Annotated in this window: 26 protein-coding genes; 13 read left to right on the plus strand and 13 right to left on the minus strand. The window is 59.5% G+C overall.

What is annotated here, in order from left to right; genetic code table 11:
• Window positions 1–34 precede the first annotated feature (34 nt).
• The gene (locus DOM27_RS16255; RefSeq protein WP_110657541.1) at window positions 35–637 is read right to left on the minus strand and encodes a TetR/AcrR family transcriptional regulator; all 603 of its coding nucleotides are present in this window, start codon (window positions 635–637) and stop codon (window positions 35–37) included.
• A gap of 431 nt (window positions 638–1068) precedes the next feature.
• Here DOM27_RS16255 and DOM27_RS16260 point away from each other — a divergent pair, with 431 nt between their 5' ends.
• The 7 genes from DOM27_RS16260 to DOM27_RS16290 all read left to right on the plus strand — a co-directional run bounded on the left by DOM27_RS16260 (window position 1069) and on the right by DOM27_RS16290 (window position 6090).
• Window positions 1069–1395, plus strand: coding sequence for a chorismate mutase (locus tag DOM27_RS16260; RefSeq protein ID WP_110657543.1), 327 nt, complete (start codon window positions 1069–1071; stop codon window positions 1393–1395).
• 114 nt (window positions 1396–1509) lie between these two features.
• Entirely contained in the window at window positions 1510–2103 is a 594-nt protein-coding gene (gene aroQ / locus DOM27_RS16265) for a gamma subclass chorismate mutase AroQ (protein WP_245392766.1), read from the plus strand.
• A 193-nt stretch (window positions 2104–2296) separates the two neighbouring features.
• Entirely contained in the window at window positions 2297–2884 is a 588-nt protein-coding gene (locus DOM27_RS16270; RefSeq protein ID WP_110657909.1) for a TetR/AcrR family transcriptional regulator, read from the plus strand.
• A gap of 161 nt (window positions 2885–3045) precedes the next feature.
• A complete protein-coding gene (locus DOM27_RS16275; protein ID WP_110657547.1) occupies window positions 3046–3657 on the plus strand; it encodes a hypothetical protein in 612 nt (203 codons plus the stop codon).
• 202 nt (window positions 3658–3859) lie between these two features.
• Entirely contained in the window at window positions 3860–4645 is a 786-nt protein-coding gene (locus tag DOM27_RS16280; RefSeq protein ID WP_280952155.1) for a cytochrome b/b6 domain-containing protein, read from the plus strand.
• Window positions 4642–5415 (plus strand): molybdopterin-binding protein, encoded by a 774-nt coding sequence (locus tag DOM27_RS16285; protein WP_110657551.1) that lies wholly within the window; start codon window positions 4642–4644, stop codon window positions 5413–5415. The genes DOM27_RS16280 and DOM27_RS16285 overlap by 4 nt, the downstream gene beginning before the upstream one ends.
• 96 nt (window positions 5416–5511) lie before the next feature.
• A complete protein-coding gene (locus DOM27_RS16290) occupies window positions 5512–6090 on the plus strand; it encodes a hypothetical protein (RefSeq protein WP_223162365.1) in 579 nt (192 codons plus the stop codon).
• 6 nt (window positions 6091–6096) lie between these two features.
• Here the strand turns inward: DOM27_RS16290 and DOM27_RS16295 are convergent, their stop codons facing one another.
• Complete coding sequence (locus tag DOM27_RS16295; RefSeq protein ID WP_245392767.1) at window positions 6097–7053, minus strand: AraC family transcriptional regulator; 957 nt, start codon at window positions 7051–7053, stop codon at window positions 6097–6099.
• A gap of 113 nt (window positions 7054–7166) precedes the next feature.
• Between DOM27_RS16295 and DOM27_RS16300 the strand changes: the two genes are divergently transcribed.
• Window positions 7167–8015, plus strand: a complete 849-nt coding sequence (locus DOM27_RS16300) for an oxidoreductase (protein ID WP_110657555.1) — start codon at window positions 7167–7169, stop codon at window positions 8013–8015.
• A gap of 261 nt (window positions 8016–8276) precedes the next feature.
• Here the strand turns inward: DOM27_RS16300 and DOM27_RS16305 are convergent, their stop codons facing one another.
• Window positions 8277–8984, minus strand: a complete 708-nt coding sequence (locus tag DOM27_RS16305; protein ID WP_110657557.1) for an SDR family oxidoreductase — start codon at window positions 8982–8984, stop codon at window positions 8277–8279.
• 95 nt (window positions 8985–9079) lie between these two features.
• Between DOM27_RS16305 and DOM27_RS16310 the strand changes: the two genes are divergently transcribed.
• Window positions 9080–9631 carry a TetR/AcrR family transcriptional regulator gene (locus DOM27_RS16310; RefSeq protein WP_110657559.1) on the plus strand — a complete coding sequence of 184 codons (552 nt, stop codon included), beginning with the start codon at window positions 9080–9082 and terminating at the stop codon, window positions 9629–9631.
• 66 nt (window positions 9632–9697) lie between these two features.
• Here the strand turns inward: DOM27_RS16310 and DOM27_RS16315 are convergent, their stop codons facing one another.
• Together DOM27_RS16315 and DOM27_RS16320 are read right to left on the minus strand one after the other, a co-directional pair.
• Window positions 9698–10513 carry an anti-sigma factor family protein gene (locus DOM27_RS16315; RefSeq protein ID WP_110657561.1) on the minus strand — a complete coding sequence of 272 codons (816 nt, stop codon included), beginning with the start codon at window positions 10511–10513 and terminating at the stop codon, window positions 9698–9700.
• Window positions 10510–11031: an RNA polymerase sigma factor gene (locus DOM27_RS16320; protein ID WP_110657563.1), complete on the minus strand. Its 522-nt coding sequence runs from the start codon at window positions 11029–11031 to the stop codon at window positions 10510–10512. The genes DOM27_RS16315 and DOM27_RS16320 overlap by 4 nt, the downstream gene beginning before the upstream one ends.
• A 189-nt stretch (window positions 11032–11220) precedes the next feature.
• Here DOM27_RS16320 and DOM27_RS16325 point away from each other — a divergent pair, with 189 nt between their 5' ends.
• Window positions 11221–12294, plus strand: a complete 1074-nt coding sequence (locus DOM27_RS16325) for a catalase family peroxidase (RefSeq protein WP_110657565.1) — start codon at window positions 11221–11223, stop codon at window positions 12292–12294.
• Window positions 12291–12839 carry a cytochrome b gene (locus DOM27_RS16330; RefSeq protein WP_110657567.1) on the plus strand — a complete coding sequence of 183 codons (549 nt, stop codon included), beginning with the start codon at window positions 12291–12293 and terminating at the stop codon, window positions 12837–12839. The genes DOM27_RS16325 and DOM27_RS16330 overlap by 4 nt, the downstream gene beginning before the upstream one ends.
• A gap of 250 nt (window positions 12840–13089) precedes the next feature.
• Here DOM27_RS16330 and DOM27_RS16335 read toward each other — a convergent pair whose 3' ends face one another.
• Window positions 13090–13452, minus strand: coding sequence for a hypothetical protein (locus DOM27_RS16335; RefSeq protein WP_110657569.1), 363 nt, complete (start codon window positions 13450–13452; stop codon window positions 13090–13092).
• A gap of 282 nt (window positions 13453–13734) precedes the next feature.
• Here DOM27_RS16335 and DOM27_RS16340 point away from each other — a divergent pair, with 282 nt between their 5' ends.
• On the plus strand, window positions 13735–14373 hold the full coding sequence (locus DOM27_RS16340) for an HD domain-containing protein (RefSeq protein ID WP_110657571.1): 639 nt from the start codon (window positions 13735–13737) through the stop codon (window positions 14371–14373).
• Window positions 14374–14517: 144 nt separating this feature from the next.
• Here DOM27_RS16340 and DOM27_RS16345 read toward each other — a convergent pair whose 3' ends face one another.
• The 3 genes from DOM27_RS16345 to DOM27_RS16355 form a co-directional block, all read right to left on the minus strand.
• Window positions 14518–15474 carry a GlxA family transcriptional regulator gene (locus DOM27_RS16345; protein ID WP_110657573.1) on the minus strand — a complete coding sequence of 319 codons (957 nt, stop codon included), beginning with the start codon at window positions 15472–15474 and terminating at the stop codon, window positions 14518–14520.
• 194 nt (window positions 15475–15668) lie between these two features.
• Window positions 15669–15926, minus strand: coding sequence for an SDR family NAD(P)-dependent oxidoreductase (locus DOM27_RS16350; RefSeq protein WP_157956778.1), 258 nt, complete (start codon window positions 15924–15926; stop codon window positions 15669–15671).
• 193 nt (window positions 15927–16119) lie between these two features.
• Window positions 16120–16671, minus strand: a complete 552-nt coding sequence (locus tag DOM27_RS16355) for a hypothetical protein (RefSeq protein WP_110657577.1) — start codon at window positions 16669–16671, stop codon at window positions 16120–16122.
• Between the two features lie 175 nt (window positions 16672–16846).
• On the opposite strand from DOM27_RS16355, the gene DOM27_RS16360 reads away from it, so the two are divergent.
• The gene (locus DOM27_RS16360) at window positions 16847–17392 is read left to right on the plus strand and encodes a DUF2726 domain-containing protein (RefSeq protein WP_157956779.1); all 546 of its coding nucleotides are present in this window, start codon (window positions 16847–16849) and stop codon (window positions 17390–17392) included.
• 171 nt (window positions 17393–17563) lie between these two features.
• On the opposite strand, the gene DOM27_RS16365 is transcribed toward DOM27_RS16360, so the two are convergent.
• From DOM27_RS16365 to DOM27_RS16380, 4 genes are all read right to left on the minus strand, one after another.
• A complete protein-coding gene (locus DOM27_RS16365) occupies window positions 17564–20410 on the minus strand; it encodes a valine--tRNA ligase (RefSeq protein WP_110657582.1) in 2847 nt (948 codons plus the stop codon).
• A 321-nt stretch (window positions 20411–20731) separates the two neighbouring features.
• Entirely contained in the window at window positions 20732–21157 is a 426-nt protein-coding gene (locus DOM27_RS16370) for a DNA polymerase III subunit chi (protein ID WP_110657584.1), read from the minus strand.
• 373 nt (window positions 21158–21530) lie between these two features.
• Window positions 21531–22271, minus strand: a complete 741-nt coding sequence (locus DOM27_RS16375; protein WP_110657586.1) for an SDR family oxidoreductase — start codon at window positions 22269–22271, stop codon at window positions 21531–21533.
• A gap of 141 nt (window positions 22272–22412) precedes the next feature.
• Entirely contained in the window at window positions 22413–23513 is a 1101-nt protein-coding gene (locus DOM27_RS16380; RefSeq protein WP_110657588.1) for a branched-chain amino acid aminotransferase, read from the minus strand.
• Window positions 23514–23599: the final 86 nt, after the last annotated feature.

Consider the following 23599-nt stretch of genomic DNA (forward strand, 5'->3'; position numbering starts at 1 on the left):
TTTAAGGAACTGATTGGTTCCTAAATGGATAAATTTAATTCCGTTCGAGCATTAGCATCGCGCTATCGACCAGCGCGACCATGTCTGCTTCGAGGCCACCGGTTTTTCCCAGCACGCGCATTCCCTGAATCTGGCAGACCAGAAAGCGTGCCATGACCTGCTCATCCCCTTCGGCGATTTCGCCGTTTGCCTGCCCACGCACGATCGCGCCGACATAGAGTTGCTGTATGCGACGAAACATCTGTGCAGCGCGTTCCGCGAGCGCGGGGTCGTGGGCCGCCATCTCGACTGCGATGGCCACAACGAGGCAGCCACGCCGGCCCGCCTCGTCCGAGGAGAGGTGGGCGTAGCGCAGCAGCGAAGCACGAATAGCCTCTTTGACCGTACCAGGCTGCGACAAGAGGTCTGCGGTGGCCCTGAGTCCCTCTGCCATATACAGGTCGAGCGCCGCGAGCAGCAGCTTTTTCTTATCGCCGAATGCCTTGTAAAGGCTGCCCCGCGACAGCCCAGTGCCTTCGATCAAATCGGGTAGGGATGTCCCTTCGTATCCATGGTCCCAGAACACGTTCATGGCGTCGCGTGCAGCAACGTCCAGGTCGAACTCTCGGGGACGTCCAAGACCAGGGTGAGCTGTCATCGATGTAGTTTCCTGTTAAGTCGAAATAGGAACCGGTTGGTTTCTATGTTAGCGATCGATCACGCTTGGGGCAAGCTCATAGTGTCGTGACCACGAGTAGCCTGGTGGGAGTACTCCTCTACGGGCCTTGGCATGCCTGATGGGCGTGCAGGCAACGGGTGACCGGCTCCGGAGCCTGAACTGCTATATCGGGGATCTGCTCAGGTGATCAGGGGCTCGGGCGGAAGGTGGAACGGCACTGCGAAAATCGAGCAACGGCGTTGACTGCCTACCATTCGGAAGGTAGGCTTTCTTGTCAATGAAGGGTGCCTTCACGATTTGATCTTCTGACCCATGAGGCTTGCATTCCAGGCGGCATCTTGGGAAGCGCTAGTCTTTGCCAGAAGCGCCGTTGAAATCTCTGCTAGAAGCGCCGTTGAAGAGGGAGCGTTATGAAACAACGCGACGTTGTCGCTCAATTAGAATCGCGTCGAAAGACGATCGATAATATCGATGCAGCTTTAGTTTATATTCTCGCTGAGCGTTTTCGGTGTACCAATGAAATCGGTATGTTGAAAGCCGAGCATGGGTTTCCCCCGGTGGATGAAGACAGGGAGAAGTCGCAACATGCTCGCCTGAGAAAACTTGCGGATGACGCCGAGCTCGATCAGGTTTTTATCGAGAGATTAATGAGGTTGATCATTGACGAGGCCGTGCAACGACATGGACAGATCGCTGCTGACCACTTAGCCAAAAACGGTTCGCCCGCGGGCCAATAATATCTCAGTCTTCATTCAACGTCTCGAGCACGATGCCGCGCGCCGCGTCGTCTTGGGTGAGTCGTTTCTCACACTTTACGGAGGATCATAATGGGCGGTGGAAGGTGGTCTTTCATGTCTGTTTTTCATTTCATGCTACGAGCCATCATACCCGTCATATTGGTGCTTGGAGCTGCTTACCAGGCTCGCTCCGCTGAACCTGCTCATGATGCGAAGCCGGTGATGGATCATTTGCTGAGATTGGTTGCTGAGCGTCTTGCCATCGCATCGGATGTCGCAGAGGCTAAATGGAATTCTGGTGATTCCATCGATGCGCCGGCACGGGAAGCAAAAATTTTAGATCGGGTCGTGGTCGAAGCCACACGAGCGGGTATCGATGAGTCATTTGCCCTGGAATTTTTCAGGCACCAGTTTGACGCTAGTAAAATCATTCAGCATCGACTCCATGACCGATGGGAACGAATGAAACACCCACCCTTTGACGCTCCGCCGAGCCTTGCCGAAGATATCCGCCCCAAGCTCGATCATCTGACGCCACAATTGATTGATTCGCTCCGAGATTTCAAACGCATTACCGTCGATGCGAGTATTAGGCGATATATTGAAAACCGGTCCGAGATCTTGATAAACGACGGAATAGGAGGTACGGCAAGAGGCGTCGCATTGCGTCCTTTGCTAGAAGCTTCTGTCTTGAATGAATCGTTTTGAATAATTCGGCTTGGATAAATCGTTGTGAATAAATAGAAGTGCAGACTGGTAGCCGGTCGAAAAAGAGCAGGTCGAAAATGGCTTTCTGTGGAGCCTCTGTTCACGTTTTCTTTTCTATCAACTCTAGCCTGGCTTCACCGGCACGGCGGGCCGATCTTGACAAATATTCTACTAGAAGGTAGATATGCCAATCATGACCAATCCCACAAGTACCGCTGACAAAATCCTTCAATGCGCGCGCTCCCTGATCATCGCTGGGGGATACAACGGCTTCAGCTATGCAGACATCGCTGAAGTCGTAGGCATTCGCAAGGCGAGCATCCACCATCATTTTCCCAGCAAGGTCGATCTGGTTCGGACGCTTCTGGAGCAATATCGTGAAGAGGCAAAGGCGGGGATCGCCGCACTGGAACGTTATAACCCTGACCCCGCGGATCAACTCCGCGCCTATACGGATTACTGGGCGACGTGTATCGCTGATCCCACGAGTGCTTTCTGTGTATGCGCCTTGCTCGCGAGCCAGATACCCGTGCTGCCGCCGGAGATCGTGGTCGAGGTCCGTGCGCATTTCCGCACGTTATCGGCGTGGCTGACCGCTGTCCTGGAGGAGGGCGCGACACAGGAGAGGTTCGTTCTTTCCGGTACCGCTCGATCCGAGGCGGAGGGATTCGTGGCTGGCGTGCACGGAGCGATGCTGTCGGCTCGGGCCTACGGCGATGACAAGGTGTTCAAGGTCGTCACCGATTCCTTGATCGAGAGGTTAATGGCGGATCGGTCATGAACCGGTCCGGTAAGCAAAAATTGGCTCATCATCCCATTTATCTACCATTCAGTAGGTAGACAAACGGTTTGACTGCTGTTAGCCTTGTGTCGGCAGGCAGATAAATCCGCTCTTGTTAGGCTAAATTACCTATCTACTAGTAGATAGCATGGAGAATCGAAATGTTACGTCAATTTGTAGTGGGTTGCTTCACGGCTGCAGCCATTGGCTCAGCGGCTTTCGCTCAAAGCGCCATGGCTGAGCCAATGAACGTGCGCGGCGATGTGGTCAGTTTCAGCGATCAGACGTTGAAGGTGGATACACGTGAAGGTCAGACCGTCGACATTGCGCTTGCAGAAGGAGCAATGGTTTCGGGTGTTGCTCGCGCTGCCATTACCGATATCAAGCCCGGCGATTATGTCGGTATCGCTTCGCTTCCCATGAAGAACGGCGGCAGTGGTGCTCTCGAGGTACTGATATTCCCACCAGCTCTGAAGGGCGCAAGCGAGGGCAGTTTCGGTTGGGATCTGAAGCCCCAAAGCACCATGACCAACGCCACGGTCGCAGACGCTGTCAAAGGTGTGGATGGCCGCACCGTTACCGTCACTTATCACGGAAAAGATAAGAAAATCAGCATCCCTGAAGGAACGCCCGTCGTTACCCTTGCACCAGCCACCAAGGCTGATCTTAAGTCGGGAGCAGTCGTTTTCGTCCCCGTCGAGAAAAGCACGGATGACAGCTTGACCGCGAAGCAGGTCGTCGTTGGCACCAATGGTGTCATCCCGCCGATGTGACTGCAGGCCGCCATCGTCCTGGCTGGACTCAAGATTTTGCCAGGCCGATGGCGCATTCGATCTCGCAAACGTTGCGCTGTTCCGATCGACGCCGCAAACCCACCAGGACCGACTCATGAACCAGGAGACACCACCGCTCCGATCGACACCACCGCAATCGGCACCGCGGGGGACCACCGTCTTTATCCGACGCCATTCCGTGGTGACGCGCTTATCGCACTGGCTGAACGTGCTGTGCCTGAGCTTTCTGCTAATGAGCGGTCTTCAGATATTCAACGCCTACCCGCAACTCCACTGGGGTCAATACGGCATGGATTCCGATCCTGCCTTTCTCACGGTAGGAGCGGGCGAAAGCCATGGGGCGCCGCACGGCTTCGTCAGGATCGGCAGTGTCTCCGTGCCCACCACGGGTGTTCTGGGCCTGTCGAAGGTTGAGGGCGAGTGGGCACCGCAAGCGTTTCCGACTTGGCTTACGTTCCCGTCCTATCAGGACCTTGCCGCTGGCCGGAACTGGCATTTCTTTTTCGCCTGGGTGTTCGTCATCAACGGTCTTATCTACTTGGGATACGGCGTTCTGAGCGGGCATTTTCATCGGGATTTGGCGGTGAAGCGGCATGAAATCGCACCGCGTCATTTCTGGCGGGAAATCGTCGATCATGCTCGCTTGCGCTTCCCTGCCGGGGAAGATGCCCGGCACTATAACGTGCTTCAGAAGCTGGCCTATATCGGAGTCTTTGCCGGGCTGCTTCCTCTGATGATCTTGACCGGATTGACTCTGTCCCCAGGCATTGACGCCGCGTTTCCGGTCCTCCTCGACCTCTTCGGTGGTCGCCAGTCCGCTCGCTCGCTTCACTTCATCACCGCCTCGCTGCTGGTCGTGTTCGTGATCGTTCACGTCGCCATGGTCATCCTGTCAGGACCCTGGAACAACCTGCGTTCGATGGTCACGGGTCGCTATGCGATCCGCAAGAAGGAGTCTGATGCATGACAGGTCTTACACGCCGTCGCTTTCTGATCGGCAGCACTTTGGGGGTGAGCGCGCTCGCGCTGTCCGGCTGTGACAGGCTGGAACAGAATCCCGAAGTGGGAGGCGTGATTCGCTCCGCAGAGAAGCTGACCATGAGAGCCCAGAGACTGCTTCTGGGCCGTGATGCACTCGCTCGCGAATTTGCCGAAACGGACATCTCGCCAGCGTTCCGCGTGAACGGAACCAGCGCCCCGGACAGCGAGGCGTATGCGCAGCTGGCCGAAGGCAACTTCGCACACTGGCGGTTGAAGATCGACGGGCTTGTCGACCGGCCGCTTGAGCTCTCGCTGGCAGATCTCAAGAAACTTCCCGCACGCACTCAGATCACTCGTCATGACTGCGTCGAAGGGTGGAGTGCCATTGCCAAATGGACCGGTGTTCCACTCGGGAGTCTCCTGGCAGCGAGCGGACTCAAGCCTACGGCGCGCTTCGCGGTCTTCCACTGCGCCGACGAGCTCGAAAAGACGCTCGATGGCAGTGGTCAATATTATGAAAGCATCGACCTCATTGACGCTTTCCACCCGCAGACGATTCTCGCATACCGAATGAACGACCAGGATCTATCGGTGGGCCACGGCGCACCGCTGCGTCTTAGAGTCGAACGACAGCTGGGTTACAAGCAGGCCAAGTACATCATGCGCATCGCGATCGTCGACAGTTTCGCCGCCTTGTGGGGTGGCAACGGCGGCTTTTGGGAAGATCGGGGTTATGAATGGTACGCCGGAATTTGAGCGGTGCAGTCTGCCGATAACCAGTCCCCGTGGCCATGACGATAGGCGGGTGATTTTATTTGTTTTTTAAGACTACCTACTAGTCGGATGTCAATCATGAAGGGTTATGTGGACTTCACCGTTATCGGTCAGGAAGGTTGGCTAAAATCCTATTACTTCTTCCGTGCGGGGTTTTCGGCCATCTGGGTGGCTACTGCCTTCACCGCGGAGCGCGATGCGCCGATGCTCACGATGATCCTGCTCGTGCTGTATCCGGCCTGGGACGCGGCGGCCAACTTCATCGATGCGCAGCGCAGCGGCGGATGGGGCAGGAATCGGGTACAGTCCATCAATGTCTTCATCAGTGCTTTCACGGCACTCTCCGTGGTCGTCGCACTACAGATGAGCGATAACTCGGTGCTCGCCGTGTTCGGTGTCTGGGCGATTCTCTCGGGCCTGCTGCAACTGAGCATCGCCCTCGGGCGCTGGAAGCGTTGTGAGGCCTCGTGGGCCCTGGTGATGATCCTGAGCGGTCTTCAGTCTGCCTGGGCAGGCGCCTTTTTTCTCTGGCTGGCCCGACTGCCAGCGCCACCCTTGATGACGACCGTGGCCTACTATGCGGCGCTGGGCGCCATCTATTTCCTGATCTCGGCAATAGGATTGTTCGTCAGCGAGCTGCGTCGCTCGGGCTTCTGATCGATCTCAATGCGACGAGACGTAATCCGATTTGGCGAAGGCCGGCGGTATCGCAAAGTTCTCCCGCATGCGCTTTGTTTCAGCGGCCGGCGTCAACCCGAAAAGCCGTTTGAATTCCCGATTGAACTGCGAAGGGCTCGCATAACCCACGGCATGGCAGGCGGTCTCGGCGGTCATTCCCTGACGCACCATCAGCAAGCGCGCCTGATGCAGCCGCGTGGATTTCACGTACTGCATCGGCGAGGTGTGGGTAATGGTCTTGAAGTGGTTGTGGAACGTGGGAACGCTCATGCCGGCTTCACCGGCGAGTTGCGCCAGATCGAGCGGCTGGGCGTAAGTCGCGTGAATACAGCGTAGCGCCTTGCCGATCTTTCCGAACTGCCCGCGCATGGCCAGCGCCGCTCGCATCGCATCGCCCTGTGCTCCGGTGAGCACGCGAAAATAGAGCTCCCTAACCAGCGCCGGGCCGAGAATCGTCGCCTCGAGCGGCTGGTTCATCGCTTCGAGAAAGCGCACCAGAGATGCCCGTAACGCCGGGTCCATGGGGCTGGACATCAAGCTCTGCGGTGCACTTGGCCGTGCTGTTACAGCATCGCGCTCGATCTCAATCATCAGTTCGGCGGCGAGCTGAAAGTCCAGGTGCATGTAGATGGCTAGCAGCGGGCGCTCCGGTGTCGCCTCGGTTTCCATCGTGAAGGGCACCGGCACCGAGACTGCCAGGTAGTGCTGCTCGTCGTACAGATACACCTGATTACCGAAAAACCCCCGTTTTCGCCCCTGACATACGAGTACGATGCCTGGATCGTACAGAACCGGAGTACGCGATAAGGGGCGATCTGAGCGCAGGATGCGCACGTCAGGCAGCGCGGTCAGGTTATAGCCCTCGTCCGGCGCCAGCGCCCGAAGCAATGCCACCATATGGTGCGGTTCAGCCGTCGGTGAAGTGACAATGGTCTTGTTCATGCCGTATCGCGTGAGATGATAAGAATAGGCAATAAAACGAGAACAATAAGCCTGAAAGGAAGGAAATAAAAGGCGTAATGTGCAGCTCTCACTGATTCATTGGAGCTATTGCCATGTCGTCCAGCAAATCGTCGTCCAACAAACTCATTCTCATCACCGGCGTCAGCAGCGGCTTTGGCCGGGCGCTGGCTCAGGAAGCGCTGGCTAACGGTCATCGCGTCGTCGGCACGGTCCGCAACGAACACGCCAGGCAAGCGTTCGAGCAGCTCGACCCAGCGAACACGGTGGGCCGAGTGCTTGACGTGACCGACTTCGATGCCATCGACGGTGTCGTGGCCGACATCGAGGCGAGCGTCGGGCCGATCGACGTTCTCGTCAACAATGCCGGCTACGGCCATGAAGGGATCATGGAAGAGTCCACGCTGGCCGAGATGCGTCGCCAGTTCGATGTGAACGTATTCGGGGCGGTTGCCGTGACGAAGGCAGTGTTGCCCTACATGCGTGTTCGCCGAAGCGGACATATCCTCAACATCACCTCGATGGGCGGCTTCATCACCATGCCTGGGATTGCCTATTACTGCGGCAGCAAGTTTGCGCTGGAAGGGATTTCCGAGGTGCTCGGCAAGGAAGTGAAGCCGTTCAATATCCACGTCACCGCCGTGGCCCCCGGCTCGTTTCGCACCGACTGGGCCGGCCGTTCGATGTCCCGTACGCCGCGCTCGATTCCCGACTATGACGCGCTGTTCGATCCGATCCGGCGTGCCCGCGAGGAGAAGAGCGGCCAGCAACTCGGCGATCCGGCAAAGGCTGCCCGCGCGATGCTGGCAGTGATCGACAGCGAAATGCCGCCGGCACATCTGCTACTGGGCAGCGACGCGCTTGGACTGGTGCGTGAAAAACTGTCAGCGATGAGCGACGAGATCCAGGCATGGGAAACGCTCACGCGTTCGACCGATGGCTGATGGCAAAACCGGCTTACCTGCGGTGTCGTTTCTTCTGGGAGCGACACCGAAGCCTGACGCCGGTGCGATGCAGGTCCGTCTTATCGCTTATCACCGGGCTGCAGAAGCTCACCGGCTCGCGGCTTTCATTCTAGCGTTAGCGCTACTTTCAGGAGGCAGCGCCGGCGAACTCAAGCACGGCCGCTGCAGCTGCTCTCCTACCACGCCGACGTGCTCAATGGCACCGACGCGACCAGCTGCGCAACCTGGCATTTGTTTCCGTCAACGCTCCAGAGGCAATTGGTATATCTCGGGAGAGTCGGAGAGCGACTGATGCACGCTGCGGGAAATCTCGTCGGCGAGCACCTCTCTCGCATTCGCCTCTAGCGCTGCATAGGTCGTAGCCACGACCTCGCCAGGGGCGGTCTTGGGCACATCCAAATCGCGGGTGAGATCGGTGTCGATAAAGCCGACATGTAGCGCCAATACCTGGGTGTGCTGCTCGGTGAGCGCGTGTCGTAGGCCATTTGTCAGCGACCAGGCAGCGGCCTTGCTGATACCGTAGGTGCTAAGAAATGGCGTATTGATCCAACTGGCGACCGAGAGCACGTTGATAATTCCGCCACCACCATTGGCCTTCAGCACGGGTGCAAAGGCCTGTGTGACACGCAATGGGCCGAATAAATTCACCGCCAACTCTGCTTGCATGGCGATTTCCGCCTCAGCATCGAGAAGCGGACGCGAGTCAGCAATGCCGGCGTTGTTGACCAGTAGGGTGACGTCATTGCAGCGCTTGGCCGCGGTCTGCACCTCGTCAGGTAAAGTCACGTCCATTTGAACCGGTATCACGCCCGGGATGGTTACTGCATCAGGGTTGCGCGCTGCGCCATAGACCTTTTTCGCGCCTAACGTCAGCGCGCATTCGGCAAAGGCCTTTCCCAGGCCGCGATTGGCGCCAGTCACGAGGACGACGGCATCTTTGAGTTTCATGGCTTTCTCCCGTGAAGACTATTGGGCGTACTTCTCGAATGACACCACCAATCTAGCCTGATAGATTACGAGTGTCATCTAAAAAGAGTTGAAAGATGAGTCGAGTTTCCAAGGAACGTGCTGCCCTCAATCGCGAAGCCGCTGTGGTGGCGGCTTCCGCCCTGATCCGCGAAAAAGGACTGAACGGTATCGGCGTGCGAGAGCTGATGGCGTCGGTGGGTCTGACCCAGGGCGCTTTGTCGAAGCAATTCGGTAGCAAGGAACGACTGGCGGCCGAGGCCTGTCGTCACGCTTTCGAGAGCGCGAGCGAAGCATTGAGCGCTGCTGCGGGCGCGAACGATGGCGATCAGCCGAGGCGTCTGACCGCGTTTTATCTCGAACCCAAGGCGGCGCATCGGAGCTGCCCTATGGCGATGCTCTCGTTGGACGCCGCGCGCTGTCCGCAGGAGAGCGCTTTTCGTCAAGCCTATGATGAGGGACTCAGCGCGATGATCACCGACTTCACCGGCAATCCACCGTCACGGGACCGTTTGGCGCTGGTTGCTGCTTGGGTGGGTGCGGCCCTGTTGATCAACGCCACGCAGGACGAGGCGCTGATCTTGCAGATTAGGCAGGCCGTCGAGCAACTGAGCGAGACGATAGCCTAGTTGGATTCCGCTGATGCAGTGGCGGGAAAGCGCTTGCGGTGGCGGGCGTCACGAAAATGGCAAGACTCAACTCTCCCGCAGCATCTCTTCGAGCATGGCGGCGTTGGGATCGTCCGGCTGGCTGACGACGGCATAGTTGTAATTGCCTTTCGACCAGTACTGCGCCATGAGCTTGCCGTCGATTCGCTTGCCCGGCTCCAGCATGTGATTGCCGGCACCCGGCGGGCGTATGTACATCATCATCTGACGCCCGGTCTGGTCACGGTAGACCACCATCGCGGCCGGCCCTTGATCGGTGGCCAGCAGCCGCGCACCCGTCATCTCCAGGCCGGCGGCGCTAAGATCGGGCGGCATGATCCCGTCGCTGAAATGGGCCTGAAACAATTTGACGATTCTCTCGCGACTGTTGGCGTCCGGTTCGGTGACCGCGGTATCGCTGGCGTCGACAATACCGTTCCCGTCGATAGCCGTGTTCCGGTTGAGCGAGACGTTATCGGTGAACAGGCGATAGGCCTGAACGGCGTCTGCCATCGGCTGCGCCGAGATCGAGGGCGGGGTCATCATGTCGTGCACTTTCCAACCGCCGGTCATGCCGATACCCACGGCCATGACCAGCATCGCCGCCGTCGCCAGCCAGCGTTGACTATTGGCTCGCTGGCGACGGCGAATCGCGGCGGGATCAAGCGCCGGGTTGTCTGGCCACTGTTCGGGGTTGGCGTAACGCGCGCGCAAGCGTCTTGCATCCACGCGCCACTTTTCGAGCTCCGCCGACTGGTCGGGATTGGCCTGGAGCCAGGATTCAATCCACTGCCGGCGCTCGGCATCCAGCTGATCATCGAGATAGGCGTGCAGGTCCTGCTCGGTGGGGTGACGTGGATTCATTTGAGTCTCCAGAGTGACGGTGTCGACGGTTTCTCCCGCGATGTTCCCTCGTCCAGGTCGCGCAGCGATCGGCGTGCCCGGGACAGTCGTGACATTACCGTGCCGATCGGAATGTCCAGGGTTTCGCTGACTTCGCGGTAACTCAGCCCCTCCACCGAGACGAGCATCAGCAGCGCCCGATGTTCCGGAGAAAGTCGGTCGAACGCCTCCCAGGTGGCGTTGGCCACGACGATATCTTCCGCCGAGGCGCTGGTCTGGGGCTCGCCAGTGAACAGCTGCATGAGCCTTGCGTAGCGCCCGGCGCGACGGCGACCGTCGATGAACTGACGGTACAGGATCGAGAACAGCCAGGCGCGCAGGTCGCCATCGGGGTGGCGGCGCTGCCAGTGGCTGATGGCCTTTTCCAGCGTCGACTGCACCAGGTCATCGGCATCGCTGGGATTCTGGGTCAGCGACACGGCAAAGCGCCGCAAACGGGGCAGTACTTCACGCAGTTGATCGTCATCGGGTGGATTCATGGATGTTCCAGCGTATCGAAGGAAGTCGCTGTAGGACGAACCGGCTGGAATTCTATTCCCTTCGGCTTCCAAAGGAACCGCCAAATTGTCGACGACGGAGTTCGATAGGCAGGAAATGATCGATCGGGAATAAATCGTCGACAGCGGCGTCCTACTCGCTCCATTCGGACAACGTTCCCCGGAGCGAACATGATCCTGAAAACCCCTCCACCGCTGAACACGATATTTCGGTTCACGGTCATCGGACTCGTTATCGCCATCCTGGCGACGGCTTTTGCCTACGTTGGCGGCTGGCTGGACCCGGGCCGGCTGACCCCAGATCGGATGATCAACACGCTGGAAGACAACGCCGGTGTTCACGAAGGCTATCGCCGCAATCACGCCAAAGGGTACTGCGTGGTGGGCCGCTTCGAGAGCAATGGCAATGCGGTCAGCCTGTCCCGCGCCAGCGTTTTCGAGACGGGACGCGTTAGCCCGGTCATCGGCCGCCTCGCGATCCCCGGGGGAGACCCGCATGCCAATGATGGCATGCCGCCGATACGCAGTTTCGCGCTGCAGTTCCAACTGCCGAACGACGAGCAGTGGCGAACCGCTATGAACGCGATGCCGGTATTTCCGGTATCGACGCCGCAGGCATTCTGGGAACTGTTGAAAGCGTCCCAGCCGGATTCGCAGAGCGGCAAGCCGGATGCCGCGAAAATGGCGGCCTTTTTTGCCGACCATCCGGAAACCAAGCCATTCCTGGCATGGGCGAAAACAGCCCAGCGCTCCTCGAGCTTCGTCAACGTCGAGTACAACAGCCTCGATGCCTTCCGCTTCATCGATGCCGACGGGACTACCCAGTTCGTTCGCTGGGGACTGGTACCGGAAGCGCCCTTCACCTCGATGACCGAGGCGCAGAAGCGGGATCCCGATTTCCTGTCCAAGGACCTGCGTGAACGCCTGAATCAAGGGCCGCAGCGTTGGCATCTGATCGTGGCCGTGGCGAATCCGGGTGATCCGACCAACGATGCCACCCTGGTCTGGCCCGAGGATCGTCGCCAGATCGATGCCGGCGTCGTCACCATTGAGAGTGCCCAGGCTCAGGCCGATGGCCCCTGTCGCGACATCAATTACGATCCGTTGGTGCTACCCGATGGCATCGCCGGCTCCGATGATCCGCTACTGAGCGCGCGCTCTGCGGCCTATTCGGAATCCTACAACCGACGTACCCGCGAGGAGGCCGAATCGGCCACACCCTCCACCCAGGAGCCACGATCATGAACTCACCGACCACCGGTACCTTTTCCGTTCCTGCGCGCCTGTTGCACTGGTCGATGGCCATTATGGTCATGTCGATGCTGTTCATCGGTATCGGCATGGTGGCCACGGTTTCCGAGCGTCACGTCTGGCTCCTCCAGCTCCACAAGCCACTGGGGATCGCGATTCTCGCACTGGTCATCGTGCGTCTTTTCGTGCGCTGGCGGTACGGCACGCCAGCGTTACCGTCGGATTTACCGCCGTGGCAGCGCGCCGCGGCCCATCTGTCCCATTGGATGCTGTACGCACTGATGCTGGCGATACCACTCATCGGCTGGACCATGCTCTCGGCCGGCGGTTATCCGGTGACCCTCTTTTCCGGCGTCACGCTACCGGATCTGGTGTCGCCTTCTGCCACGCTGTATAGCGCGTTGCGGTTTGCCCATACGTGGCTGGCGCTGAGTCTTTTCGCCGTCATTCTCATTCATCTGGCGGCAGCCTTGTACCACGGCTTGATTCGTCGGGATGGTGTACTGGCAAGCATGACGAAAGGTCAAAAGCACCCGTGAACCGCATACCCTTTTCGTGAAAAGGTGAACGGGTTACCCATGAAAAAAACGATCGGATCGGCGGCATGTCGATCCTGATCGCTTTGACGTTCCTGTATCAAGCTCATGGCAGTAAGTGATCGATTTTTCCTCGGTTCCGGGATCATCGGAAAACAATATCGCCAATGATCGAGCGCGGGATAAACGGATAAAAGCCGAGGTTATCAGCCTCGGCTTCGGGAGTTTTCGACCGTTTTAAAACAGTCGAATTTCAGGCGGGATTGTTGCTGTAGAGCCGTTTGACGACGGCCATTTGCGCAGCACTCTGTCCCTCCGCTATCAAGCTCTGCTGGTCCCTGCCCAGCGCTTTCATGGTGGTCATGCCGGTGCGGTTCTGTTCGGCGCGAAGTACATTGGCACTGGCTTCACTGTGACCCGCGCCGATATCCAAGCGCCAGACGCCGAACTGGTTGGCCGTCATCATGGCCGGCTGCAGATTCAGCGGTTGGTGCAGTCTCTGCATGGCTTCCTGCTGGGCGATACTATCGTTGGCCTGCGCCAGTACCGGCATGATGCCGGCGAGGGCCACGGCGGCAGCGATCTGGGCCAGGCGGGTCATTATCTTGGTTTTCATCATCGACTCCTGTCATGGAAATAGCTACGACCTACGGTGTCGGTCGCTGTCGACAGAGGGAGAAACCCTGTCACTGTCGGCTGCAGGTAAGACGAATGACCGTGAGACTTATTCCACTGTCGCGATGATGATGTCCGCGACAGGCTATCGCGATCAAAACCCTTCTCTGGTCATCCATGTCTCTGGAACACGTAAGATGGCAGTATTCGTCGCATCACGTCGATTGAAGACAGGGCCGTGGCAGACAAGAATTCAGACACCCACCTGCCAGAGGATCGACCCATGACGACTTTTACTGATATCGCCGTTCCGGATAGTCGACTTGCACGCGAGATTACCGAACTTGTGCGCGATACCGAGTCGCCATTGCTGTTTCACCACTCGAGCCGGGTTTACCATTTTGCCGCGCTTGGCGGTAAGCAACGGGATCTGCGTTTCGATCCCGAACTGCTGTATGCCGGCGCCATGTTCCACGACATGGGTTTGACGCACGCCCACAGCAGCGCCGATGAACGTTTCGAAGTCGATGGCGCCAACGCTGCTCGCCAGTTCCTGCGCGGGCACGGCATCGCCGAGGCCGATATCAACATCGTCTGGACGGCAATCGCACTGCACACGACACCGGGTATTCCCCAGCACATGCATCCGATCATCGCCCTGGTGACGACGGGCGTCGAAATGGATGTACTGGGGATCGGTTACGATCATTTCAGTTCGGAAGACCGCGATGCGATCATACGTGCCCATCCACGGGGGGATCGGTTCAAGGAAGCGATCATTCAAACGTTCTACGACGGCATCAAGCACAAGCCGGATACCACCTTCGGCAACGTCAAGGCCGATGTCATCTCAGACAAGGAAAAGGCCTTCGCACCCACCAACTTCTGTCACATCATTCGCTGCTCAAGCTGGCCGAATTGATCGTAGGTCTTGCTTCTATGGGCACGTCGGGTTGAACAGGCGTGCCGTCGGCGATGGGGCGCCGGTTTGATCCTGCCACGCAGGCATCCGGCGCATCGACCGGATCGTTTCCATACGCCGCGTCTTTGGGGAATGTCGGGTTTTTCAGATATGAAAACGCTTCCGGTACTCCGCAGGTGTTATGCCGACGTGCTTCACGAAGGCTCGGCGGAGGGTATCGACACTGGTGAATCCGACTCTGGCGGCGACCTGCTTTGGCGCCTGACCATCTTCCTCTAGAAGCAGGCGTGCTGCTCCGATGCGCGCACGCTCCAACCACGCGGCCGGCGTTACACCGACTTCGGCGGAGAACAGCCGAGCGAAATGGCGGGGGCTTTTTCCCGCGTGAGCGGCCAGTGTCTTCACCGAATGGGGCAGAGCCAGATTGGCCATAACCCACCGCTGTGTTTCCTGCAGAACCGTCCTTCCCTCAAGGCTGGATTCTCCATGCCGACTGAATTGAAGCTGCCCTCCCGGACGCTTGAAATACATGACCAGTTGAGAGGCCACGCGCCGGGCGATGTCTCGACCGAGATCTTCTTCGACAAGGGCCAGCGCGAGATCAAGGCCTGCCGTGACGCCCGCTGATGTCCGTACCTTGCCGTCGCGAATGTAGATGGCGTCCTCCTCGACCTTGAGGTCGGGATACGCCTCGGCAAGCGCCTCGGCGCAGGCCCAGTGAGTCGTGACGCGACGCCCCTGCAGCAACCCGCTGTGAGCCAGGATGAAGGCACCCGTGCAGACGGAACCATAGCGTCGAGCGCTGCCCGCGGCGCTGCGCATCCAGTCCATGGTTGCCGGGTTGAGCTCGGCCGAGGCGGCTTGAGGGGCGCCTGCAACCAGCACTGTATCGAATCGCTCAGTAGCGTCCCTGACCGAGGCATCGGCATATAAGCGGGCACCCGAGGAACTGCGAATAGGGCCGGGCGTGGTGCCGATGATTCTGCACTGGTAAGGCGTCGCCCCCGACTCCAGGTTGGCCTGTGAAAACACATCGAGAGGGCCTGCAACGTCGAGCAGCTGCACGCCAGGCAGCGCCAGAATGGCAATGACCTTGGCCACTGGAATTTGTCCTCTGTGTCCTGTCTGGACAGTAATGACGGCCTATTCTACCTGAGACGACAGCGTGGACCGGCAGGCGTCGTCGCTTCTTGCGAGTATCGGTCAAGCAGGCGATTCTGCGCATTGTCTGCCTACGCTTCTGGGGACGTTTTTTCGACGGGCTCGCTTTCGATGCTACCGCTGGTCGATTCCGCCTACGCCGCCCCGGTCAATTCACACGACACTGCCCTTAGCCGATCTTCCACGGCCTGATCCCTGGCTGCCTTGCTGCGGAAGCCGCGTTTGGGTGCGCCGCGGGTCTCGCTGAATCCGTCGGGGCCGAAGTAGTAACCGGGGCGCACATCGTCTCCGAGCGAGGCGTGAAGCGTGGGCCTGGCTCCTTCGGAGGCGGATTGGCTGATCAGCGGCATCACCAATTTGAAGGCCTTGCCGATCAGCGCACGGCTTTTCACGCTGGCATCGAACAGGGCGGGGTACGCGAAAGCCCAGGATGCGCGGCGACGCTGAGACCTCATCAAACGCAGAGGGAGTCGAGCTGGCAGCGTTTCATCTACCTCGGTAGGGCGAGCCTGACGCGTCGTAGGCGGTGCAGTAGCCGCAAGTGCACTCGGCACTCCAATCTAGGCCCGAACGAGACAAGCCGGGCTAGGCTTGCTGGTTCAAAAAGTCAGCAAGCCATGAAACTCTACGCTGCAGATCGTCGTCTGCTGAAGCCTGGCTATCCTCGCTGGTTCCTGCGAGATAGAGATCCATGATCCAGCCCGAGCATTGCTCGGTGGTCAGGTGCGCCTGCTGGATCTCGAGCATGGGCGCGAAAGCCTGCTGGCTCATGAATTCATCGCCCAGCATCGCGCTGAGCAGGTTGCCGGCGACTCGGTAGCAGTGGCTCTGGTCGGCGAAATGGCTTCTGTCCTGGAAGAAAAATCCCAACGCGCACACGCTTGAATAACCGGCTTCGTCATCGCGCCAGGTCATCATCCTGGCAGTTTCGAAAGGGTTGCCAGGCTGATTGATTCGAACGAGAGCGTCACGGATGCGGGGGAACTCGCGGACTTCCGGTATCGCGTCGATCTGCTCCGGATGGTCCACGAGTCGTTGATACGGGTACGCCTCTCCGTTTTCACTTTCCTCTGCGCTGTACGGAATGTTGACGCTGCCGTCATCCAGACTGAGGCGCAGTTCGACTCGGTTATCCATATTCTCTCCATGCATTTGGGTCGCGCCAAATTATCAGGAACTTCTGGAGGTATGCCACTAGGCATGGCGATAGCAGCCTCGGTGTACGTGAGCGTGCTAAACGCTCAAGAATCCCAAGAATCTACCGATTAACCATAAAATCTATAACGATGGTATCGGGGCGGGGGAGTGTAGAGTGCAAGGCATTAATATTTGGCAAATGGTTCTCGAGAACAGTGTGGCTTTGAAGATCATCGGCCCGTTGGCTCTTCTAATGATCGTAGTCAGTGTATTCAAAAGAATATCACTTCCACAAAGAAAGAAAGTGACAGCCCAAGGATTGATCGGCAAGGGCGACGCCTATATCAAGAAGGCTCGGCTGATCACCGAAACCGAACAAGTTCTTTTCACCGTACTGCTATCCAAATACAGCGACACTCATCACGTGTTCTGCCAAGTCCGCGTGGCCGACGTGATCCAACCGAATACGACTCTCTACAAGGAGCGAAGCCGCGAATGGATGGCCCTGTTTCGACAGATGTCACAATGGCACTTTGATTTCGTGATTTGCGATAAAGGGTCGATGGAAGTGGTGAGGGTTATTGAATTGGATGATGCAAGTCATAAGCGCAAAGATCGAGCGAGACGCGACGGAATCATGAACCGGATTTGCGACGATGCGAACGTGGCACTGGAACGCGTGGATTTAAGCGCCCTGCAAGCAATGACCAATAAAGTGTAGAGTCGATGTGTTGGGTCGCTCTCATAATGCCTTCCGCATTTTAATCGAAATCCTTCGCCTCCTTTGTAAAGCGAGTCGGCCGCCTACGTTTCTCCAGTTCGTTTAGCAATCAACCGCTCTGGGGCGCCATTGGCACCCCAGAACGGTCAGTCGTCGTATTGAGCGAGTTGCTTACAAGGCGGTGATCTTGGCGCGCTGTTCGACGAGGACCTGACGCGCTGCCAGATACTCCTTGAGCTTGCTGCGTTCTTTCTCGACCACCGCTTCCGGCGCCTTGGCGGTGAAGCTTTCGTTGCCGAGCTTCTTCTCGATGCCGGTGATCAGCTTGTCCTGCTTGTCTATCTCCTTGGCGAGGCGTTGGAGTTCGGCGTCCTTGTCGATCAGATCGGCCATCGGCACCAGCACTTCCATGTCGCCGACCAGTTGCGTCGCCGACAGCGGTGCCTGCTCGGGATCGTCGAGCCAGGTCACGCTCTCGAGCTTGGCCAGTTTGGAGAGGAACAGGCGGTTGGCCTCGAGACGCTCGCGGTCGCCGGTGGCGCCCTTGGTCAGTAGGGCGTCCAGCGGCTTGCCGGGGGCGATGTTCATTTCGGCGCGGATGTTACGCACCGCGACGATCACGCCCTTGAGCCATTCGATATCACGAATCGACTGCTCGTCGATACGTGAGGCATCCGCTTCCGGCCACGGCTGCGTCATCAGGCTGTCGTCATCCTTCGACCGGGTGCCGGCCAGCGGGGCGACGCGCTGCCAGATTTCTTCACTGATGAACGGCATCATCGGATGGGCCAGGCGGAGAATCACCTCGAGCACACGGACCAGCGTGCGACGAGTGCCGCGCTTGGCCTCGACGGAGGCGTTCTCGTCCCACAGTACCGGCTTGGAAAGCTCCAGATACCAGTCGCAGTACTCGTTCCAGACGAAGTCGTAGAGCGCCTGAGAGGCGTGATCGAAACGATACTCTTCCAGCGCCTTGGTGACCTGGGCTTCGGTCTGCTGCAGGCGAGAGATGATCCAGCGGTCGGCCAATGATAGCTCGACGCTCTCGCCGGCGCGGCCAACATCCTGGTCTTCGGCATTCATCAGCACGTAGCGCGAGGCGTTCCACAGCTTGTTGCAGAAGTTGCGGTAGCCGTCGAGGCGGCCCATGTCGAACTTGACGTCGCGTCCGGTGGTCGCCAGCGACAGGAAGGTGTAGCGCAGCGCGTCGGTACCGTGGGACTCGATGCCGTCAGGGAACTCGCTACGGGTCGCTTTCTCGATCGCGCGGGCCTTCTGCGGCTGCATCATGTTGCCGGTGCGTTTGGCGACGAGGGTTTCCAGGTCGATACCGTCGATCAGGTCGATGGGATCGAGCACGTTGCCCTTGGACTTGGACATCTTCTGACCCTGGGCATCGCGCACCAGGCCGTGGACGTAGACGGTCTTGAACGGCACCTCGCCGGTGAAGTGACCGGTGAGCATGATCATCCGCGCGACCCAGAAGAAGATGATGTCGAAACCCGTAACCAGCACGCTGGTCGAGTGAAAGGTCTCGAGCTCCGGGGTCTTTTCCGGCCAGCCCAGCGTGCCGAACGTCCACAGGCCGGAGCTGAACCAGGTGTCGAGCACGTCGTCGTCCTGGGTCAGCGTCACGTCGGCCGCGATCCCGTGCTTGTCGCGGGCTTCCTGTTCGGTGCGGGCGACATAGACGCTGCCCTCGGCGTCGTACCAGGCCGGAATGCGATGGCCCCACCACAGCTGACGGGAGATGCACCAGTCCTGCAGATCTCGCATCCAGGCGAAGTACATGTTCTCGTAGTTCTTGGGCACGAACTCGATGTCGCCGTTTTCGACGGCCTCGATCGCCGGCTTGGCCAGCTTTTCGACCGCGACGAACCATTGATCGGTCAGCAGCGGCTCGATCACGTCGCCGGAGCGGTCGCCATAGGGCAGGGTGTTGGTGACCGTCTCGATCTGCTCGAGCAGACCGGCAGCGTCCATGTCGGCGACGATTCGCTCACGCGCAACGTAGCGATCCAGCCCGGCGTAGGCCGCCGGCAGGGTGGCGTCGACATCGGGCAGCGGGCGGCCCTGCAGGTCGAACACCTCGGCACGCTCGAGGATGGCGGCATCCTGCGAGAACACGTTGATCAGGGCGTGGTCGTGGCGCTTGCCGACTTCGTAGTCGTTGAAGTCGTGGGCCGGGGTGATCTTGACGCAGCCCGAGCCTTTTTCCATGTCGGCATGGTCGTCGGCGATGATTGGAATCCGACGGCCGACCAGCGGCAGCTCGATGAACTTGCCGATCAGCGAGGCGTAACGCGGATCTTCCGGATTGACCGCCACGCCGGTATCGCCGAGCAGCGTTTCCGGACGCGTGGTGGCGACGACCAGGTAGTCCTTGCCATCCGCGGTCCTGGCGCCATCGGCCAGCGGGTAGCGGAAGTGCCAGAACTGGCCCTGTTGCTCGCGGTTTTCGACCTCGAGATCGGAGATCGCCGTGTGCAGGGTCGGGTCCCAGTTGACCAGGCGCTTGCCTCGATAGATCAGGCCCTCGTCATGCAGGCGCACGAAGACTTCCTGTACCGCCTTGTAGAAGCCGTCGTCCATGGTGAAGCGCTCGCGGCTCCAATCGACGCTGGCACCCATGCGCCGCAGCTGGCGGGTAATGTGCCCGCCGGACTCTTCCTTCCACTCCCAGATCTTGTCGGTGAACGCGTCGCGACCCAGGTCGTGACGGGTCTGGCCGGTCTCCGCCGCTAGCTTGCGCTCCACCAGCATCTGGGTGGCGATGCCGGCATGATCGGTGCCGACCTGCCATAGCGTGTTGTTGCCGCGCATGCGCTTCCAGCGCACCAGCGTATCCATGATCGTGTCCTGGAAGGCGTGGCCCATGTGCAGGCTGCCGGTCACGTTGGGCGGCGGGATCATGATCGAGAACGGCTCGCCTTCACCGCTCGGGGCGAAACGGTTGTCGGCTTCCCAGCGTTCGTACCAGCGGGTTTCGATCTGATCGGGTTGGTAGGTCTTGTCCATAGCGGCTATCGGGCTCGAATCGGTGACGACGACACGCGGCACGGCGACATGCTGCGTAGCGAAAAATGGCGGAGATTATACCCTTTGGCGGCAGGCGGCGTCATGGCGGCACCGTTGCGAAAAGTTGGCGAGCGCAGCCACTTTTGCTAGGAAACGCTGAATAAATCGACGAGCAGAGTAAAGCGCAAGGCGTACGGAGCACAGGAACCGGAGCCTATGGGGTATAGGTGAGGATTCCGATCGGACCGGCGCCCCGGCACCGCACAACGAAGCGATTTGCCGGGGACGCCGAGTTCGCGCAGACATTTATGCAGTGTTTCCCTAGAGCTTATGTGCCTCGACGCGATAACCCCGATCCTTATAGGTCTTCCAGCAGGCGCGCTTGGTGCGCAGCACGTCCTGATGCTGGTTGATGATCTCGGCCACCCGTTCCAGCCGGGAGAACCACTCTGGGATCTCGTCGTTCAGGTTGAGCATCGCCTGCACGCCGGGTTCGGGCACGGCTTCCCAGCCGATCGTCACCGGCGGCGCCGGATCCATGGCGTCACCCGCCACCCGATGGGGGATGTAGCTATCCTCTCGGAACGTCCACAGCAGCTCGTCCAGCTCGCGCGCCATCGATTCATCCTGGGTATGGATATGCAGCTGATAGCCCTTGCGATAGATCGTCTCCGCCAGACGGCAGGCGAAATTGAGCCGGGCTTCCAGCGTGGTATCGGGCAGGATGTAGAAATCGACTTTGGTCATGACATTCCGTTGATGACGGGCGGCGGGCGGAAGTGTGCAGGGTACCTGATTCTGTGACTGACGACTCAATGCGAGAGCGGCGGGTAGACCATGACGACAAGCACTGAGTCGTCGCCGAGCGAGATGAGTGACAAGTGAGCCCGAGCGGTTGCGCGAGCTAGCCTCAGGCAAGGCGAATCCAGCTGAACGGCGCAGTTGAGGGGGCTTCAATGAGCATCGCGAAGCTGGATTCAGCATCTCGTCATTGAGTCGGCGCCGAGCGAGATGAGTGGCTAGGCGCACGGCGCGTAAGGAACGAGACATAACAGGGGGTTAGGCGAGGCCCGCGCGCGCCGTGCAACAACGCCAATCGCTCGCGCAGGCCCGACCTCTCCTAAACGCCGCCGTCGATATCGACCAAAGCCCCCGTCGTGAACCCCGCCTCGGCCAGCCACAGAATGCCGTTGGCGATCTCTTCGGGCTCGCCGATGCGGCCCATGGGAATCACCGAGCCGGCCACATCCGGCTTGTCCGGATTGCCGCCACTGGCGTGGATGGTCGTGCGGATGACGCCGGGGCGAATGGTATTGACGCGAATTCCCTCACCGGCCACTTCCTTCGCAAGCCCCTCGGTCATGGTATCGATGGCACCCTTGGAGGCGGCGTAGTCGACATACTCCCCGGGCCCACCCAGGTGAGAGGCCGCCGAGCCGATATTGACGATGGCGCCACCCTTGCCGCCATGCTTCGTCGACATGCGCTTGACCGCTTCACGTGCGCAGATGAACGGGCCGACGACGTTGATCTTCATCATGCGGTCGATGCGCTCGAAGCTCATCTCGTCGACGCGGCTGATCTGGTCGACGATGCCGGCGTTGTTGACCAGCACATCGACGCTTCCCAGCTCGCGGTCGACGGTCTCGAACATGGCGACGATCGCCGCTTCGTCGATGACGTCGGCCTGAATCGCAATCGCGCGGCCGCCGTCGGCTTCGATCTCGGCGACCACCTTGTCGGCGGAGGCCTTGTCACTGCGATAGTTGACCGCCACCGCGTAGCCTTTCTGGGCGGCCATGATGGCCGTGGCAGCGCCGATTCCGCGTCCGGCACCGGTAATGATCATCACGGGTTTCATTGCATCATCCTTTCGTGAGTGGGTCGTCTCGAGATTTTTCGAAAGCCTCGAGACGACGCGACCGCCGGTGGGCGGTCGCGTCTGGATCGGCATGGGATCCGGTACTCAATTGTCCTGCCCGGTCTTCAGGGTAGGACCAAATCACGCCAGTCGCATCAACCAGCCACGGGTGTCTTCGCTACGGCCGTACTGGATGTCGAGCAGACGCTTGCGCAGCTTGGCGCTGACCGCTTCGCCTTCGATCGCCGGCGTCACGATGCGATCGTTTTCGGTAACCAGCTGGCCGATCTGGGTGATGACGGCCGCGGTGCCGCAGGCGAAGACTTCGACGATCTCGCCGCTGGCCACGCCATCTCGCCATTCGTCGATGCTGATCGGCCGCTCTTCCGGCGTGAGGCCGGCATCACGGGCCAGTTCCAGAATGGAATCGCGGGTGACACCTTCCAGAATGGTACCGGTCAGCGCCGGCGTTACCAGGCGCCCGTCACGGTAGACGAAGAACAGGTTCATGCCGCCCAGCTCTTCGATCCACTTGTTCTCCGCCGCGTCGAGAAACGCGACCTGATCGCAGCCATGGCTTTCGGCTTCGGCCTGCGCCAGCAGCGATGCAGCATAGTTGCCACCGCACTTGGCGAAACCGGTACCGCCAGGTGCGGCGCGGTTGTAATGCTGGGAGAGCCAGATCGAAACCGGCTTGCCGCCGCCCTTGAAATAGGCCGCGGCCGGCGAGGCGATCAGATAGTAGTCGACCTCGGCCGCCGGTTTGACGCCCAGGGACTTGCCGTTGCCGATCATGAACGGACGCAGGTAGAGGCTGCACTCTTCGGCTTCGTTCTGCGGCGTCGGCACCCAGTCGGCGTCTTGCTCTACCAGTGTCTTGAGCGAGCCCAGAAAAGTCTCGTCATCGAGTTCCGGCAAGGCTAGACGACGCGCGGACGCCCGGAAGCGGGCTGCGTTCTTCTCCGGACGGAAGGTCCAGACCGAACCGTCGGCGTGACGGTAGGCCTTGATGCCTTCGAAGATTTCCTGACCGTAATGCAGGACCGGCGATGCCGGGTCGATCAGCAGCGGCCCGTAGGGGCGAATCTCGCCGCGCTGCCAGCCACCGGTCTTGGTCCAGCGCACGTGTACCATATGATCGGTGAAGTAGCGGCCGAAGCCCGGGTTGGCAAGAATCTCGTTGCGCAGAGTGGCATCGAGCGGGGTGGATGAAAGGCGGGCTTCGAAACCTGAAGTGGACACTGCGACTTCTCCTGACAGTCCATGATGCCTGGCGACTCGGGGAGCGCCAGACGGTCGGTGACTTCGGTTGGGAGCCACCCGTTATA

The sequence above is a fragment of the Salinicola halimionae genome, from assembly GCF_003206065.1.
Classification (GTDB): Bacteria; Pseudomonadota; Gammaproteobacteria; order Pseudomonadales; family Halomonadaceae; genus Salinicola; species Salinicola halimionae.